This is a genomic window from Streptomyces sp. NPDC042371 (assembly GCF_056437465.1).
The window spans coordinates 166,148-182,468 of sequence record NZ_JBWKAP010000007.1 but is presented as its reverse complement, the minus strand read 5'-3'; the positions used below and the strand labels follow the sequence as shown (position 1 = coordinate 182,468).

The window sequence follows — 16,321 nt, the reverse complement described above, 5'->3', positions numbered from 1 at the left end:
GACATACGGGACTATTGGCCTTAGACTGGTCCGAGGGTGGGCGTCACTGGACTCGGTGACGACGTATCTATGAGGAGGCACCGATGCTTGCTCAGCACACACCGCTTCTTGTCACTCCGACGGACGCCGCGGCGCTCGGAACGGCCATGGTGGAGCCAGAGGCGATCCTGAGCGACGCGCCGACGTACTCGCCGCAAGCGGGAGGCTTCCTTCTGCTGCTGGCGCTCATCTCGCCGAAGGAGCCGAAGGAGCCGACAGGCAAGTGAGCCCCGATCAATCACAGAGCGCGTACGCCGCGTCAGCGGCTGACCTGGCTCTCCGTGCCCTCGACGCCCTGCGTGGCGTCGGGGGCACCGCCATGATCGCCGAGCATGTCGAACGCTCGGACGATCCCAAGGCGGCGCTGGGTGCCATCCGCTTCGTCGGGGCCGATGGCTTCGCCCCCTATCTGTTCGGCGACGCGGTCTTCCACCCCCAGGACGCGACGGCCGTCGCCCAGTCCTTCGCGGTGTTCCCGCCCGCGGTGAGCGCCCCCGCCCCACCGCCTGCGGGCGGTGCCGAGCCCTGGCTCGTGGCGTGGCGCGACTGGGCCACCGCGGCCCTGCTCGCCCGGTTCGCCGACGGGGGCGATGCGCAGGTGGGTGAGGTTCTCGCACCGCAGCCCGCGGGCGCCCCGGTCCTCGCGGAGTCGACGCGGACCGGCCACGCCGCATCGGGCACCCTCCCCGCCGCACCGGACACCGACTGGCAGCGCTGGTCCGTCCGCATGGGCCAGCTCTCCCCGCTCGCCCTCCCAGGCCTCGACGGCCCCGTGCACTCCGCGGCCCGCACCGACCCCGCTCCACGGGCCCTCGCCCGAGGCGCCACCCGTGCCGTGCTGCGCCGCGACTTCCCCACCGCCGCCCGCATCGTGCGCTGGCTCGCCCTGCTGCACTCCGAAGGCGTGCAGCTGCCCCTCGACCCGGTGCCCCTCGTCGAACACCTCGGCCTGTACGGCGGCGGAGGCCCGCGCCTTGCTCTCGACGTCGCCATCGCCCGGCGCCTGCTCGGACTGGAGACCGTATGACCGCGCCCGTGACGCGGACCGCCCACGAGGTGAGCGCGCAGGCCCTGGCCTGGCTCCACGCACACCGCGAGCGCGGCGCGCTGCCCCCCGACACCACCGCCGACCTCGGCGACCCCGACAGCGTCTACAAGCCGCTCGGCGAGAGCGCCCTCGCCGCCTCGCTCGTGCTGCGCGAGTCGGTCGCGGGCAGCGCCGAGCAGCGCATGGCGGGTGAGCTCCTGGGCTTCTGCTGGGAGCAGCTCGGCGAAGGCGACATGCTGTACGAACGGCTGTTGCGGTACACGATGATGACTGACCCGCTGGAGACGTACTCGCCGTTCGCCCGAGGCGGTCTGCGGCACGAGGCCCTGGACCGGTTGCTCGGCCACACCAGCGCCCTGCGCTCCGTCCGGGGCGCCGAGCTCCTCCCCAATCGACGGCTCGCGGTGGCCAACGCGGCCCGCATCGTCGGCCTGGACAGTGGGGAACGTGCGTACGGCTGGCAGGAACTGGCGCGTGCCACCTGGCTCGGCGCGATGCCGGAGCCCTGGCTCATCGACTGGATGACCGGCTACTGCGTCACCCATACGGTCTTCCACCTCACCGACTGGGGCGGTATGCCCACCGGTCTGCCCGACGACCTCACCGCGTACGTGACCACGTGGCTGCCCGTGTGGATCGACATCTGGGCCGAGATCGAGCAGTGGGACCTGGTTGCCGAGCTGATGATCGTCGGGTGCTGTCTGAAGGAGCCGTACTGCGAGCCCGCGGACTGGGAGCGGCTCGCCGCGGTCCAGCACCCGGACGGCCTGGTGCCGCGCGACGGGGAGCCCGTCGCCGACGACCCTGCGCGACGGTTCTCCGACCACCAGCACACCGCTGTCGTCGCCGCGATCGCGGGGACGCTCGCGGTGTCGCGGACGCTGGGCGGGGCGACGAGTTGATGAGCCCGCGCGGTTTCCCACGCGGGGGCGGGCCGGGGATCACAGAGGCGGCGGAACCTGCATCGGAACCAGCGGCGCAACCTGCGGCGCCCCCCTGGGCGGGAAGAATCCTCGCCGCCCTGCACGCCACCGCTCCCGGTGCGAGCACCGTGGCCCTCGCCGTGCGGCGCGGCTCCGAACACGTCCTGCTGACCACCGGCGACACCGCGTTCGACGGCGGAGTGCCCGCCGGTCCCGACACGCGGTTCGAAATCGGCTCTCTCACCAAGACGTTCACCGCGCTGCTCCTGGCCGAGATGGTGGCGCGCGGCGAGGTCGCGTACGAGGACCCGATCACCCGTTTCCTGCCGCGCGGCGCCGCCCCCCACCTGCCGGGCTCCCGCATCACCCTCCTGCACCTGGCCACCCACACGTCGGGACTGCCCCGACTGCCGCCCGGATTCCTGCGCAAGGGGGCGCCGGTCTGGTTCAGCAATCCGTACGAGCCCTACTCCGCCGCCTCCTTGCGCCGCGCCCTGACCCGCACCCGGCCGCAGGCCGCCCCCGGCACCCGGGTGCGCTACTCCAACTTCGGCGTGGGCCTCCTCGGCGAACTGCTCACCCGCGCGGCCAGCGGCGTCGGCGGCGAGCACTTCGCCCCGCTGCTCGCCGACCGCGTCCTCGACCCGCTGGGCCTCACGCACACCAGCTGCGCCACGGACCAGCCGCAGGCCACCGGCTACTGGCATCGCAGGCCCCGTCCCGCCTGGCGGATGTCCTCCCTGTCCGCGGCGGGAACGGGCCGGTCCACGGCACGCGACCTGCTGACGACCCTCGACCTCCTCGGCGACCCGGCCACGGCGCCCGCCACCGTCCCCGGCACGTTGCGCACCGCCCTCGCCGATGTCACCCGGCCCCGGATCGCCCTGCCCCGCACCGGCAGACGCATCGCCCTGATCTGGAACATCAGACCCCGCCCCGACCGCGACCTCTACCACCACTCCGGCGGCACCCGCGGCTTCACCGCCTTCGCGGGCTTCAGCCCACAGGCGGACGTGGCACTGGCCGCCCTGGCCAACACGAACCCCGTACTGACCGGCACGTTCATCCAGCGGGCCTACCTGGAGCTGTGGGCCCTCGCCCAGCCCCCCGAGCGGAGCCGACGCCGACCGGGCGAGGGCTGACCCGCATGACCGCCCTGCCGCACATCGCCCCCATGCTCGCCACTCCGGGGGCTCTGCCGCCCCCGGACAGCGAGCACTTGTGGAGTACGGAGACCAAGTACGACGGGCAGCGTGCGCTGGTGTACCTGCCGGGTGACCGCACCATGGTCGTCCGCTCGCGCTCGGGCGCGGACATCACCGCCGCGTACCCCGAACTCCGTGGTCTGGGCGCGGCCTTGGGCGACGTGCCTGCGGTGCTGGACGGGGAGATCGTCGTGCTCGACGAGGCGGGCCGCTCCAGTTTCGAGCGTCTCCAGCCGCGGATGGGGCTGTCCGGCTCTCCGGCGAAGGCGGCCCGCCTCGCCGCGCAGACCCCCGCACACCTGATCCTCTTCGACGTGCTCCACCTGGACGGCAAGCTCCTGACCCGACTGCCCTACACCCGGCGCCGCGACACCTTGACACAGCTCGTCGGGGCGGGACCGGACTGGTCGGTGCCGACAGCGGTTACGGGACACTGCCGCCAGGCACAGGAACTCGCCCGTACGCAGGGCCTGGAGGGCATCGTGCTGAAACGGCTGGACTCCGTGTACGAGCCCGGCAGGCGCTCCCCGGCCTGGCTCAAGGTCAGGAACGTGCACACCGCGGATGTGGTCATCGGCGGCTGGACGCCCGGGCAGGGGCGGCTCGGCGGACTGCCGGGCGCGGTGCTGGTCGGTGAGTACGCGGACGGGGTCCTGACCTACCGGGGGAGTGTCGGCACGGGGTGGAACGAACGGGAACGGGCAGACATCGCCCGCCTCCTCGACGCCGCCGCCATCGACGACTGCCCCTTCACCCCCGCGCCCGCGGTGTCCGGGGCCAGGTGGGTCCTGCCGCGGCTGGTCGCCGAGGTCCGGTACACCACACGCACGCGGGCCGGTCTCCTGCGCCACCCGGTGTGGCACCGGCTGCGTCCGGACCTGGCGCCGGAGGTGTGACTCAGTCCTCGACGTCCTCGCCCTCCGCTCCGGCCAAGCTCTCGGCGATCATGCGGGTGGCGAAGTCGGGGTCGTCGGTGATGCGGTTGATGTGCTCCGCCAGGAGGAAGGCGGTGGCCTCCAGGGGGTTCATCTCGGCCTCGGTCCAGTCCCCGTACTGCTGGCGCCAGAGATTGGGACTCAGCCCGGTGCCCGCGGCGATGACCAGTCCGGCCATGGTCGGGATGGCCTCGGACGGGATGCTCTTGGGCATCATGCGCATCGTGGCCACGAGCGTGGGCACCACGTACTCGATGACGTCCTTGCCGTGGTCCTCGTGCGCCTGCCGCAGCCACGACATGAACATGTAGATGAGCGTGCACGCGCCGTTCAGCAGGTCATCGGCTCCCTTGGGCCCCAGCGACGCCGCGAACTGCCGGACCATCGCCTGCTGTTCGGGGTCGACCTCGGTCTTGCCGCTGTGGATGCTCTTCAGCCGTGAGTCGATCATCATGAGCGCCGTGCCCACATCGCCGACGGGAGCGTGCTCGGGATCGCAGGGCGATGACACAGGGTTCCTCCTCGGGTCGCCACGAAGGGCTACAAGGCATACCCGTACAGTAGTCGGCCAATGGGGTGACGGTCCGGCACATGACCGGCCCCGGAGGCCGTCGAGGGGGAGGCGGTGTTCTCGGTGTTAGGCAAGGGCCCGGCCCGTCGGTGTCGCGTCAGTGGGCGATGCCGTCGATCAGGTCGCGGGCTCCCTGGCGGAGCAGGGCCACGGCGACGGACGTGCCGAGCGTCGCGGGGTCGAGCGGGCCCGCCCACTCGTGGGCGTTGAGCACCGTCTTGCCGTCGGGCGTGAACACGCAGGCGCGCAGCGAGAGGTCGCCGCCGCGCTCGGAACGTGCGTACCCGGCGATCGGCGAATTGCAGTGCCCCTGCAGCACGTGCAGGAACATGCGCTCGGCGGTCGCCTCCCGCCAGGCGTCCCTGTCGCCGAGGTCCGACACGGCGTCGATGGTCGCGGCGTCGTCCTCGCGGCACTGCAGGGCGAGGATGCCCGCGCCGATCGGCGGGCACATCGTCTCCACCGACAGGATCTCGCTGGCCAGCTCGGGGCGGCCGATGCGGTCGAGCCCGGACTGGGCGAGCAGCAGTGCGTCGGCGTCACCGGCCGCGAGCTTCGCCAGTCGGCGGCCCGCGTTGCCGCGCATCGGCACACACTCCAACTCTGGGTGCGAGGCGGCGAGTTGCGCCACGCGACGGACCGACGACGTGCCGATGCGGGTGCCCGCGGGCAGCTCGTCGAGGGTGAGCCCGTCGGGGTGGATGAGCGCGTCCCTGATGTCGTCCCGCTTGAGGAAGGCGGCGAACGTGGTGCCCGCGGGGAGCGGCCGGTCCGCGGGGATGTCCTTGACGCAGTGCACCGCGAGATCCGCCTCGCCGGCGAGCAGCGTGGCGTCGACTTCCTTGGTGAACGCCCCCTTGCCGCCGAGCGCCGCCAGATCGCCCATCCAGCGGTCCCCCGAGGTGGTGACCGGCACGACCTCGGTACGGATGCCGGGGTGCAGCTCGGCGAGTTCGGCGCGTACGCGCTCCACCTGGGCGAGGGCCATGGGGGAGGAGCGGGAGACGATGCGGATCAGCTCAGGAACGGACATGCGCTCCACGATAAGGGCTCCGGAGGGGTGCCTCGGACACACGTCCAACTGATCAAAAGAACGTAGACATGGGGGAGTTGGCGAGGTGCCTGCCTGTCTGGCGCGTCCAGGGAGGTGTTCCGGGGGCGCGCCCCGGGGCCACCTCGGTAGTCACTCACCCCGCCCCACCCGCACTTCTCCGGCATGCGCACGCCCCGCCCGCCTCATAGCGTGAGGTGCACGCAGCCGCGGCCGCGGCGCCGCACGGCCCCTGGGAGGCCCCATGTCCAGCCCCGCCGCGCCGGAGCGCCCGACGGAGATCGTCCTCGAACCGTTGAGAGCCACCCATCTGGCCGACGTCCTCGCGCTGGGCGAGCGCGTCTACGACACGACGGTGAAGCCGTACACCTCCTGGTCCCTCTCGGCGATCGCCAGGCACATGGACGGTGAGGCGTCCGCCTGCTGGGTCGCGCTGGCCGGGGACCGCCTAGCCGGTTACGTGCTCGGCTCGATGGGCTTCGACCAGCGCACCGACTGGGGCAACCTGGAGTGGATCGCGAGCGCACCGGAGTACCAGGGGCGGGGCGTTGCGAGTCGCCTGGTGAAGGCCTGCTGCGCGACGCTCACGGAGGCGGGCGCGAGCGCCGTCGTCACCGACGTGGAGTCCCGCAACACCGCGTCGGCCGCCCTGATGCGGAGCAACGGCTTCGAAGCGAGCGTGTCGGTGACGTTGTTCGTACGCGATACACCGCGGTAGCCGTATCGCCCCGCGACGCGCCCATCACCCGCGCGTCACTCGCCGACCCGTCCTCCGGGCTCCAAGGGCGGCGCCTGCACGCCGCAGCAGGTCTTGCACTGCGGCTCGTTGCCGCGTTCGTCGTGCCAGGCCGCCGGGCTCGGCCGGACGAACACCGCGGCGGCGGCCGCCGCGAGGGCGAACAGCGCCGCGCAGCCCACCGCCGCCTTGCCGAAGGAGGCGTTCAGCGCGTCGGGATCCGCGTACGCCGTGCCGGACAGGCCGACCGCCAGCGGCAGCCCGGCCACGACGAGCAACTGCGCGATGCGCGCCGCCGTGTTGTTGACCCCGCTGGCAAGACCCGCACGGCTCGCGTCGACCGAGGCGAGCACGGTCGCGGTGAGCGGCGCCACGAACAGACTCATGCCGAGGCCCAGTACGACGACCGCGGGCAGCACGTCGGTGACGTACGCCGCGCCGGGCCTGACCCGCAGCATCAGCAGCACCCCGGCGGCCGCGACCGACGGCCCCACGACGAGCGGCAGCCGCGGGCCGACGCGCCGTGCCAGATCGCCTGCGGACGCGGACAGCAGCAGCATCAGGACGGTGATCGGCAGCGTCGCCGTGCCCGCCTGGAGCGCGTCGTACCCGAGGGTCGTCTGCAACTGCACCGGCAGCATGAACAGGATGCCGCCGATGGCCGCGTACAGGCAGAGCGTCATCACGTTGGCCGCGGTGAACAGGCGGGAGCGGAACAGTTCGAGGGGCAGCATCGGGTTGCGCCTGCGGTGTTCGACCAGGACGAAGGCGGCGCCCGCCACGAGACCCAGCACCCCCGGCAGGATCACGCCGCCCGCCGACGTGTCCCCGGACGCGCCGATCAGCGAGAAGCTGACGCCCGCCAGGAACAGCGCGGCAAGGCACGCGCCCGGCACGTCGAACGGCTGCTGGGCCGCCGACTCGTCACGGCTCTCCGGCACGTGCCGCACCGCGAACAGCACCAGCGCGGCCAGCGGCACATTGATCAGGAAGATCCACCGCCAGCCGGGCCCGTCGATGAGCCAGCCGCCCAGGAACGGGCCGACCGCCCCGGCCACCCCGCCGAGCCCCGACCACGCGCCCACCGCGCGGGCCTGGTCGTCGGGGCGGTACGAGGCGCGGACGAGCGCCAGCGAACCGGGCGTCAGCAGGGCCCCGCCGACGCCCTGGAGGGCGCGGGCCGCGATCAGCATCCCGGCGTCCTGCGCGAGCCCGCACAGCGCGGAGGCCGCCGCGAACCACACCACGCCGATGACGAGAGTGCGCCGCCGCCCGATGCGGTCGCCGAGCGCGCCGCCGAGCAGCAGCAGCGCGGAGAGCGTGAGCATGTAGGCGTTGACGACCCACTGCAGGGCCGAGAGGGACGCGTCGAGGTCCTTGCCGAGCGTCGGCAGGGCCACGTTGACGACGGTGCCGTCGAGCATCGCCATGCCCGAGGCGAGCACCGCGCACAGCAGGACCCAGCGCCCGCGGGCAGAGGCCAGCGCGACACCGCCACCACCGCTCCCGGCGCCGCCTCCGTCGCCGGGAGCGGGAGCCGGAGCCGTTTCCCGACCCGGGTCCGGGCTCGAACCCATTGCGCCACCGCCCTACATGTGGACCGCGCCGGTGTCCGAGTCAGTCGGGTGCGGCGCCCCTCTGCGATACAGGACGACGGTAACGACAAGGCCGATAGCGAAGAAGAGGGCCGACCACCAGTACGCGGTCGAGTACGACTGCATCGCCGCCTGTGCCTGGACCTGGGGCGTCGGTTGCCTGCCCACCAGGTAGTTGGAGGCCGCCGTGGTGGCGAGCGTGTTCAGCAGCGCCGTGCCGATCGAACCGCCCACCTGCTGACTCGTATTGACCATCGCGGAGGCCACACCTGCGTCGTGGGCCGCGACACCGGCCGTCGCCATGCTCATCGCCGGGGCGAAGATCAGGCCGAGGCCGAGTCCGGCGACCAGCAGCGGCGGCAGGACGTGCGCGGCGTAACCGCTGCTCACGTCGAGGGCGGTGAGCCAGGCCATGCCTGCCGCGGAAAGTCCCATGCCCAGCGGCACGATCGGCTTTGCGCCCACCCGCGGCAGCAGGTTGTTGGTGGTCACCACGGAGGCCACGACCATCACCGCCACCATGGGCAGGAAGGCCAGGCCTGTCTTGACGGGCGTGTACTGCAGGATCTGCTGTAGGTAGTACGTGAGGAACAGGAACACGCCGAACATACCGGCGCCCGAGATGAACATCGCGAGGAACGAGGCCCCGCGGTCCCGGTCAAGGACGACCCGCAGCGGCAGCAGCGGATGCGTGGCCCGTGTCTGCCACCACCCGAACAGCACCAGGAGTACCGCGCCGACGACCAGGAAGCCCCAGGTCAACACGTCACTCCAGGCATGCGTCTCGGCGTTGGAGAAGCCGTACACGATGCAGAACAGACCTGCCGACACCAGCAGTGTGCCGGGCACGTCCAGCCTGGGCCGGTCCGGTGGGGCGCCCGCGTGCAGCAGCCGCGCACCGCCGACCATGGCGATCAGGGCGAATGCGAGGTTCACGTACAGGCACCAGCGCCAGTCCAGATACTCGGTGAGGACGCCGCCGAGCAGCAGCCCCACCGCGCCGCCCGCGCCCGCGATCGCGCCGTAGATGCCGAACGCCTTGGCGCGCTCCCGGGGATCGGTGAACGTGGTCGTGAGCAGCGACAGGGCCGCGGGCGCGAGCAGCGCGCCGAAGACGCCCTGCAGCGCACGGGCCGCGACCAGCATCGAGAAGCTCGTCGCCGCGCCGCCGATCGCGGACGCCACCGCGAAACCGGCGAGTCCGGCGAGGAAGACGACCTTGCGTCCCACCAGGTCGGCGATGCGCCCGCCGAGCAGCAGCAGGGAGCCGAAGGCGAGCGCGTACGCGGTGACGATCCACTGGCGGTTGCCGTCGGAGAAGCCCAGATCCTGCTGGGCCGAGGGCAGCGCGATGTTCACGATCGTCGCGTCGAGCACCACCATGAGCTGGGCGATGCCGACCACCCCGAGGATCAGCCAGCGATGTTCGTGCCGCCCGCCTCCCGTGTGGGGCACGGACGCTCCTGTGTCGCGTACGGGATCGGACACCGGGGCGGGCTCCGGCGCGGGCACGGCTTCACGGTCCATGGCGATGGCCTCCAGACACCCCCGCACCACGCTAAACGGCCTGCTCGGGGGCCGCGACCGGGGACTTGTGCGCGCTGCGACCCGGGCCCTTCGCGCACCGCGCCAGGGGCCTCCCGCGAGGAGGCCCCTGGCATGGTGCGGGACCGCTAGGCGGCGTGGTCCGCCGCGACCAGCAGTTCGCTCACCCGCTCCCGGGCCCGCGCCACGCGCGAACGCACCGTGCCGATCGGACAGCCGACGGCGGCCGCCGCGTCCGCGTACGGCAGCCCGGCGAGCTGGGTCAGGACGAACGCCTCACGGCGCGGCGCGTCGAGCGTCTCCAGGAGGTCGAGCAGGGCCACGCCCTCCTCGAACCCCGGGAGACCGTGCGGCTGGGCGCGCTCGGCGGCCGCCTGCCAGTCGCCCGTGTCGGCGATCCGGGGCCGGGCCGCCGCCGAGCGGAAGCGGTCCGCGACCACCCGGCGCGCGATGGCGAGCAGCCAGGTGCGCGCGCTGGACCGTGCGGCGAAGCCCGGCAGTGCCGTCAGGGCTCGGAGGTACGTCTCCTGGGTCAGGTCGTCGGCGCCGTGCAGGTCACCGCTGAGATGGGCGGTGAAGCGCCAGACGTCGAGACGAGTGGCCCGGACGAACTGTTCGAACGCCTGGGCGTCGCCGTCGCGGGCCGCAAGCGCCCACTGGGTGGTCAGTTCGTCGCGGGTCGGGTCCACGCCCGTCCGGGATCGCAAAAGGGCAGGAGTCATCGCAAAAGGTCCTTCGGTGAAGGGAGTTCAGGAAGCGGCGCGGGCGCACGACGGGGAAGGGGCTCCCTGCGGGCGGACGCCGAAGATCCGCCCGGCACCGAGGGGTGCGGGCGGTGTCAGGAACTGACCGGAAGGACCGGTGGACCTCTGCGCGATACGACGTGCTGGAGAAGGGCCCCGCGCAGCCGCGGCACGGGCACGAGCGCGGCGACGTGGGGCGGTGTCGGCGGCAGGGCCGCGACGACGGCCGCGAGAACGCACCGCAGCGGCACGAAGACGGCCGCGGCCAGCGCGCGTCCGGTACGGAAGACGGCGGCCTCGCCGCGCCACAGCCACAGGGCACAGATCAGCGCGGCGACGACGTGGGCGAGGAACATGCCGAAGCCGCTGTGCCCGAAGACGGACATGATCCAGTGGGACATGCCCTCGTCCGGCATGGCGGCGGCATGCATCGAAGCGGCGGACGAACCGGCGGACGAACCGGCACCGGACGGCGGAGCGGTCATCGGCATCGGGTGGTTCAGGTGGTTCATGCCGTCGTCGGGGTAGCCCCGGGCCGCGCCCGCCGCCCCGCCCCCGGCCGTCGGCCCGGCCATCCGCTGCGCCAGGTCGAACAGTTCGTGCAGACAGAGCTGCGCCGCGACCGTGGCGCCGATGACGGCGGCCGCCCCGCGCTCGCGCCCCGTCAGCCACCACGCGGCGGCGACCGTGGCGGCGAACGCGTACCCCAGTGCCCACCAGGGCAGCGCGGCACCGGACATGACCGCGTGACCGAGGCCCGTCGCCACCACGCACACGGCCGCGAACATCGCGGCTCGTGCGAGGCGGAACGCGGGACCTGAGGTCATGGAGAGCATCGTGCCAGGCCGGAGCGGTCTTGTGGGAGGCGAGTCCACGAATGCCCGAACTGCCCGTATGGCGACGGTGTTCGGAAGGACGCCTTCCGCGCACGAAGGATCCGTACTGGTCAGTAATTCTCTTGACGTGGCGTGTGCGCACCGAAAATGATCTCGACCAACGGTCGACATTGTCGAACTGCGTTCGCCGATGCGCCACGCACGTCTCCACACGCCACCACACGTCACTTCACGTTGGGAATGCCGATGCCCCTGCGTCACGCCGTACGGTCCCTGCTGACCGCCGCGGCCACCCTCGCCCTTGGCCTCTCCTGCGTGGGCCCGGCCGCTCCGGCTCAAGCCTCCGCAGCCTCCGCGCCGACTTCGGTCCTGGACATCCCGCCCCGCGGCGCCAACGACTGGTCCTGCAAGCCGGACCCGGCGCATCCGCAGCCGGTCGTCCTGGTCAACGGCACGTTCAAACTCATGGCGGAGAACTGGGCCGCGCTCTCGCCGAAGCTGAAGAGGGCGGGCTACTGCGTCTTCGCGTTCAACTACGGAAAGATGGCCACTGCCTCGGTCCCGCGGTCGGCCGCGGAGCTCCGGGACTTCGTCGAGGCCGTGCGCGCCGCCACGGGGGCGGCGAAGGTCGACCTTGTCGGGCACAGTCAGGGCGGCATGATGCCCCGCTACTACGTGAAGTTCCTCGGCGGCGCGGACAAGGTCGACGACCTGGTCGGCATCGTGCCGTCCAACCACGGCACGGCGAACCCCCTGGCCAAGCCGCTCGGCGACATCGCCTGCCCCGCCTGCATCGACCAGATGACAGGATCCGAGCTGCTCACGAAGCTCAACGAGGGCACCGAGACACCGGCCGGGCCCGACTACACGGTTGTCACCACGCGGCACGACGAGGTCGTGATCCCGTACACCAGCGCCCTGTTGAACGGCCCCAAGCAGTACGTCGCCAACGTCGTCCTGCAAGACCGCTGTCCCTTGGACCTGTTCATGCACGACCAGGCGACGAAGGATCCCGTCGTCGCTCAATGGGTTCTGAACGCGCTGGACCGTGAGGGGCCCGCCGACGCGGCCTTCCGGCCCAGATGCATCGGCTAATCAGCCGCCACTCCGACGGCGGCCCGGACGGCCCGCGGGGGGTGATGTCCCGCGTGCCGTCCGGTGCGATGGCCGTGGTCGTGGCTGTTGCTGTGGCCTCGGCCCGTCCTAGGACCGGTCCGTCGCGTCCTGCCCGTCCAGGGCCTCGACCGTGTCCCGGGGGCCGGGCACCTGCGGCGCTTCGACGGCCGCCTCGCCCGTCGTGCCGGTGTCTGCGACGGGAGCGGCGTTGCGGCGACGCGCCAGTACCCCGCCCACGTAACCCGCGATGGGCTGCGTGTAACGGGCGGTCAGCGGGCCGACGATCACGAGGATCAGGACGTACGCCGTGGCCAGCGGGCCGAGCGACGGTTCGATGCCCGCCGCGACCGCGAGTCCCGCGATGACGATGGAGAACTCGCCGCGCGCCACCAGCGCGCCGCCCGCACGCCACCGGCCCTTGACCGAGATGCCCGCACGGCGGGCCGCCCAGTAGCCGGTCGCGATCTTCGTCAGGGCGGTCACGACGGCGAGCGCGAGCGCGGGCAGCAGCACCGGCGGAATGCTCGACGGGTCGGTGTGCAGCCCGAAGAAGACGAAGAAGACGGCCGCGAAGAGGTCCCGCAGCGGGGCGAGCAGCGAGTGCGCGCCCTCGGCGACCTCACCGGACAGCGCTATGCCGACCAGGAACGCGCCGACGGCCGCGGACACCTGGAGCTGCTGTGCGATACCCGCGACGAGGATGGTCAGACCAAGCACCACCAGAAGCAGCTTCTCCGGGTCGTCGCTGGAGACGAACCGCGAGATGAGCCGCCCGTAGCGCACCGCGATGAAGAGGACGATCCCCGCGGCGCCGAGCGCGATGGCGAGCGTGAGGCTGCCCGCCGCCAGGCCGACCCCCGCCAACAGGGCGGTGATGATGGGCAGATAGACGGCCATCGCCAGGTCTTCGAGGACCAGGACGCTGAGGATGACCGGGGTCTCGCGGTTGCCGAGCCTGCCGAGGTCGCCGAGGACCTTGGCGATGACGCCGGACGACGAGATCCAGGTGACACCGGCGAGTACGACGGCGGCGACCGGGCCCCAGCCCATGAGCAGCGCGGCGATGGCGCCGGGCAGGGCGTTCAGGGTGCAGTCGACCAGACCGGCCGGGTACTGCGTCTTGAGGTTGCTGACCAGGTCGTTGGCCGTGTACTCGAGCCCGAGCATCAGCAGCAGCAGGATGACGCCGATCTCGGCGCCGATGGCGACGAACTCCTCGCTGGCGCCCAGCGGCAGCAGTCCGCCCTCGCCGAACGCGAGCCCGGCCAGCAGGTACAGCGGGATCGGCGAGAACTGGAAGCGTCCCGCGAACCTGCCGAGCAGGCCGAGGGCGAGGATGATCGCACCGAATTCGATCAGAAAGACAGCGGAATGCATGCGATCACTCCCGCCCGAGTATCGTCGCGGCGGTCTCGACGCCCTCGCGCGTGCCGATGACGATGAGGGTGTCCCCGCCGGCCAGCCGGAAGTCGGGCGCGGGCGACGGAATGGCATCGGCCCTGCGCAGCACGGCCACGATCGACACACCGGTCTCGGTCCGCATCCGGGTCTCGCCGAGGAGCCGCCCGTTCCAGTGCGAGGTGGCCGAAAGCAGCACGCGCTCGGCGACCAGGCCCAGGTCGGTGGTGTGCAGGAGGGTCGGGCTGTGGTGCGAGGGCATCAGGGCGTCGATGAGCGCGTCGGCCTCGCCCGAACTCAGTCGCGTCGACAGCGCGCACTCGTCCGGGTCGTCGGACCGGTAGGCGCTGAGCGTCCGTGCTCCGTCCCGGTGCGCGACGACCGACAGACGTTGCTGTTCTCGGGTCGTGAGGTCGTACCGGATGCCGATGCCTGGAAGCGGCGTACGGCTGAGTCGTGAGGCGGGCACAGCTTCTCCCCTTGCGTGTTGGATGGATCTCCCCCGGCCCGTCACCCTATCGGGGCCAAGGATTGGCAAAATCCACCCTGGACGTCGAGCGGCCCCACCGGAGACCCCGGTGGGGCCGCCAAGGGACAGTGGCCGAGATCAGTCGGTGAGGGTCACGCAGGGGAGACCCACGCTCGCCCCGCCGCGGAAGCCCTCCGCGCAGAGCCGGGTGCCCGCGGGGAAGTGCCGCTGGGGGTACGCCTGGTCCCGGTAGGTCCTGAACTGGGCGACGTCCTTCACCTTGGTGTTGGCGCTCCAGCCGTTCGTGGTCCACACCCGGGCGCTGATGCGGTTCGGCTGGTTGGTGTTGACGACCGAGACCTCGACCCGGCCCAGATAGGTGCCGGAGTCGTACGTCTCGATGCAGACGGAGTGGTTGCACCACTTGCCGTCGGCGACCGCCGCGGGCCCGGTGGCGATCAGGCAGCCGAGCGCGGCTGCGATGGTGGCGATCCCTGCGGCGAACTTCTTGGTGATCTCGTGCATGCGTGAATCAACGCGCCACAAGATCATGAGTTACGCCGCGCCGGGACCGTTCCGCAGCACCGTCTCGACCGAGTCTGCCTCTTCGGGAGACTTGTCCTCGCGGTAACGCACGACCCTGGCGAACCGGAGCGTGACGCCCGCCGGATAGCGCGTGGACTTCTGCAGCCCGTCGTAGGCGATCTCCACGACGAGCTCGGGGCGCACCGTCACGACGTAGCCGCTCTCCTCGACCGCCAGCTCCTGCAGCCGCTCGGTCTGCCAGGCGAGCATGGCGTCCGTCATTCCCTTGAAGGTCTTGCCCAGCATGGCGAACGTGCCGTCGGGCCGACGCGCGCCGAGGTGCAGGTTGGACAGCTTGCCGGTGCGGCGGCCGTGCCCCCATTCGGCGGCCAGCACCACCAGGTCCAGCGTGTGCACGGGTTTGACCTTCAGCCAGGAGGCGCCCCGGCGGCCCGCGCTGTAGGAGGCATCGAGCCCCTTGAGTACGACTCCTTCGTGGCCGCGCCCCAGCGTCGCCTCGAAGAACTCCTGGGCCTCGCCGCGCAGCCGCTCGTCCTCCGGGTCGGCCACGAGCGCGCGCCGCACCCGCATCGGCTCGGGCACCAGCGCCGCAAGTTCCGCGTGGCGCTCGGCGAACGGCAGGTCGAGCAGGTCCCGCCCGGACACGGACAGGGCGTCGAAGAAGACGGGGGACAGCGGCAGTCCGGCGGCCGCCGCCGACACGTCGACGCGGGAGCCGACGCGCCCCGCGATCTCCTGGAACGGCCGGGGCCGCCCGTCCGCGCCCAGCGCGATGACCTCGCCGTCCAGGATGAAGTGCGTGCCCTCCAGGCCGAGCGCCGCGGCGGTCAGCTCGGGCAGCCGGTCGGTGATGTCGTCCAGGGTGCGGGTGTAGACGCGTACGTCGTCCCCGTCGCGGTGTACCTGCACGCGGATGCCGTCCAGCTTCTCCTCGACCGCGCACGCCCCCAGCTTGTCGATGCCCTCCGCGACGGAGGCGGCGCTGTGCGCGAGCATCGGCAGAATCGGCTGTCCCACGGTCAGCCGGAACTCGTCCAGGGCCGCCGCGCCGTCCGCCAGCAGGGCCTGGGCGACCGGACTCACGGACCCGGCGAGCATCACCGAACGCCGCACGGCGTCCGCCGGAGTCTCCGTGGCCAGCGCAAGTCCTTCCACCGCCACCGCGTCCAGAGCGCCCTGCCGGACCTCGCCGGTCAGCAGCCCGATCAGGAACCCCTGTTCGTCGGCGGTCGCCGCACCCATCAACTCCCCGACGAGACGCTTGCGTTCGGCCTGCGACCCGGCACCGGACACCGACCCGATCGCGGTGAGCGCCGCATCCACATCGCGCACGGTGAGCGTCGGCTCCGCGGCGGGCGGCACCGCATGCTTGAGCGTGCTCCAGCCGATCCCGAGCCGCCCCTGGGGCAGCCGCCCCGACAGATAGGGGATGGCGATCGGTACGTCCTCCGGCTCCGCGGCCCGGAACAACTCGGCGAGCAGACCGATCTTCCGGGACCGCGCCGACGTGGCGGCCACTTCCTTGGACACGTGCGCGAGCCGGGCAAGCAGCATGAGGCCATCCT

At 72.0% G+C, this 16,321-nt stretch carries 17 protein-coding genes; 7 read left to right on the top strand and 10 right to left on the bottom strand.

Annotated elements, in window-relative coordinates:
* The first annotated feature begins 83 nt into the window (after positions 1 to 83).
* The 5 genes from AC068B_RS22520 (at position 84) to ligD (ending at position 4,111) form a co-directional block, all read left to right on the top strand.
* A complete protein-coding gene (locus AC068B_RS22520; RefSeq protein WP_055565568.1) occupies positions 84 to 266 on the top strand; it encodes a hypothetical protein in 183 nt (60 codons plus the stop codon).
* Positions 263 to 1,066 carry a hypothetical protein gene (locus AC068B_RS22515; RefSeq protein ID WP_478673453.1) on the top strand — a complete coding sequence of 268 codons (804 nt, stop codon included), beginning with the start codon at positions 263 to 265 and terminating at the stop codon, positions 1,064 to 1,066. Before AC068B_RS22520 ends, AC068B_RS22515 begins: the two co-directional genes overlap by 4 nt.
* The gene (locus AC068B_RS22510; RefSeq protein ID WP_478673452.1) at positions 1,063 to 1,989 is read left to right on the top strand and encodes a DUF6895 family protein; all 927 of its coding nucleotides are present in this window, start codon (positions 1,063 to 1,065) and stop codon (positions 1,987 to 1,989) included. The genes AC068B_RS22515 and AC068B_RS22510 overlap by 4 nt, the downstream gene beginning before the upstream one ends.
* Positions 1,990 to 2,138: 149 nt before the next feature.
* A complete protein-coding gene (locus AC068B_RS22505) occupies positions 2,139 to 3,152 on the top strand; it encodes a serine hydrolase domain-containing protein (RefSeq protein ID WP_478673451.1) in 1,014 nt (337 codons plus the stop codon).
* Between the two features lie 5 nt (positions 3,153 to 3,157).
* Positions 3,158 to 4,111: a non-homologous end-joining DNA ligase gene (gene ligD, locus AC068B_RS22500; protein ID WP_478673450.1), complete on the top strand. Its 954-nt coding sequence runs from the start codon at positions 3,158 to 3,160 to the stop codon at positions 4,109 to 4,111.
* Position 4,112: 1 nt separating this feature from the next.
* On the opposite strand, the gene AC068B_RS22495 is transcribed toward ligD, so the two are convergent.
* Both AC068B_RS22495 and hemC read right to left on the bottom strand, forming a co-directional pair.
* The gene (locus tag AC068B_RS22495) at positions 4,113 to 4,661 is read right to left on the bottom strand and encodes a hypothetical protein (protein ID WP_468568274.1); all 549 of its coding nucleotides are present in this window, start codon (positions 4,659 to 4,661) and stop codon (positions 4,113 to 4,115) included.
* Positions 4,662 to 4,818: 157 nt separating this feature from the next.
* Positions 4,819 to 5,754 carry a hydroxymethylbilane synthase gene (hemC, locus tag AC068B_RS22490; protein ID WP_478673449.1) on the bottom strand — a complete coding sequence of 312 codons (936 nt, stop codon included), beginning with the start codon at positions 5,752 to 5,754 and terminating at the stop codon, positions 4,819 to 4,821.
* 262 nt (positions 5,755 to 6,016) lie between these two features.
* Between hemC and AC068B_RS22485 the strand changes: the two genes are divergently transcribed.
* A complete protein-coding gene (locus AC068B_RS22485; protein ID WP_478673448.1) occupies positions 6,017 to 6,490 on the top strand; it encodes a GNAT family N-acetyltransferase in 474 nt (157 codons plus the stop codon).
* Between the two features lie 35 nt (positions 6,491 to 6,525).
* On the opposite strand, the gene AC068B_RS22480 is transcribed toward AC068B_RS22485, so the two are convergent.
* The 4 genes from AC068B_RS22480 to AC068B_RS22465 all read right to left on the bottom strand — a co-directional run bounded on the left by AC068B_RS22480 (position 6,526) and on the right by AC068B_RS22465 (position 11,218).
* Positions 6,526 to 8,085 carry an MFS transporter gene (locus tag AC068B_RS22480; protein WP_478673447.1) on the bottom strand — a complete coding sequence of 520 codons (1,560 nt, stop codon included), beginning with the start codon at positions 8,083 to 8,085 and terminating at the stop codon, positions 6,526 to 6,528.
* Positions 8,086 to 8,097: 12 nt separating this feature from the next.
* The gene (locus AC068B_RS22475) at positions 8,098 to 9,630 is read right to left on the bottom strand and encodes an MFS transporter (RefSeq protein WP_478673446.1); all 1,533 of its coding nucleotides are present in this window, start codon (positions 9,628 to 9,630) and stop codon (positions 8,098 to 8,100) included.
* A 146-nt stretch (positions 9,631 to 9,776) separates the two neighbouring features.
* Positions 9,777 to 10,370: a sigma-70 family RNA polymerase sigma factor gene (locus AC068B_RS22470; protein ID WP_356255512.1), complete on the bottom strand. Its 594-nt coding sequence runs from the start codon at positions 10,368 to 10,370 to the stop codon at positions 9,777 to 9,779.
* A gap of 116 nt (positions 10,371 to 10,486) precedes the next feature.
* Positions 10,487 to 11,218, bottom strand: a complete 732-nt coding sequence (locus AC068B_RS22465) for a hypothetical protein (RefSeq protein WP_478673445.1) — start codon at positions 11,216 to 11,218, stop codon at positions 10,487 to 10,489.
* Between the two features lie 255 nt (positions 11,219 to 11,473).
* Between AC068B_RS22465 and AC068B_RS22460 the strand changes: the two genes are divergently transcribed.
* Positions 11,474 to 12,322, top strand: a complete 849-nt coding sequence (locus AC068B_RS22460; protein WP_478673444.1) for an alpha/beta fold hydrolase — start codon at positions 11,474 to 11,476, stop codon at positions 12,320 to 12,322.
* Positions 12,323 to 12,430: 108 nt separating this feature from the next.
* Here AC068B_RS22460 and AC068B_RS22455 read toward each other — a convergent pair whose 3' ends face one another.
* The 4 genes from AC068B_RS22455 to AC068B_RS22440 all read right to left on the bottom strand — a co-directional run bounded on the left by AC068B_RS22455 (position 12,431) and on the right by AC068B_RS22440 (position 16,310).
* Complete coding sequence (locus AC068B_RS22455; RefSeq protein WP_478673443.1) at positions 12,431 to 13,720, bottom strand: cation:proton antiporter; 1,290 nt, start codon at positions 13,718 to 13,720, stop codon at positions 12,431 to 12,433.
* A gap of 4 nt (positions 13,721 to 13,724) precedes the next feature.
* Positions 13,725 to 14,210 (bottom strand): cation:proton antiporter regulatory subunit, encoded by a 486-nt coding sequence (locus AC068B_RS22450; protein ID WP_055569017.1) that lies wholly within the window; start codon positions 14,208 to 14,210, stop codon positions 13,725 to 13,727.
* Between the two features lie 138 nt (positions 14,211 to 14,348).
* Entirely contained in the window at positions 14,349 to 14,735 is a 387-nt protein-coding gene (locus tag AC068B_RS22445) for a hypothetical protein (RefSeq protein WP_478673442.1), read from the bottom strand.
* Positions 14,736 to 14,765: 30 nt separating this feature from the next.
* A complete protein-coding gene (locus AC068B_RS22440; RefSeq protein WP_478673441.1) occupies positions 14,766 to 16,310 on the bottom strand; it encodes an ATP-dependent DNA ligase in 1,545 nt (514 codons plus the stop codon).
* Positions 16,311 to 16,321: the final 11 nt, after the last annotated feature.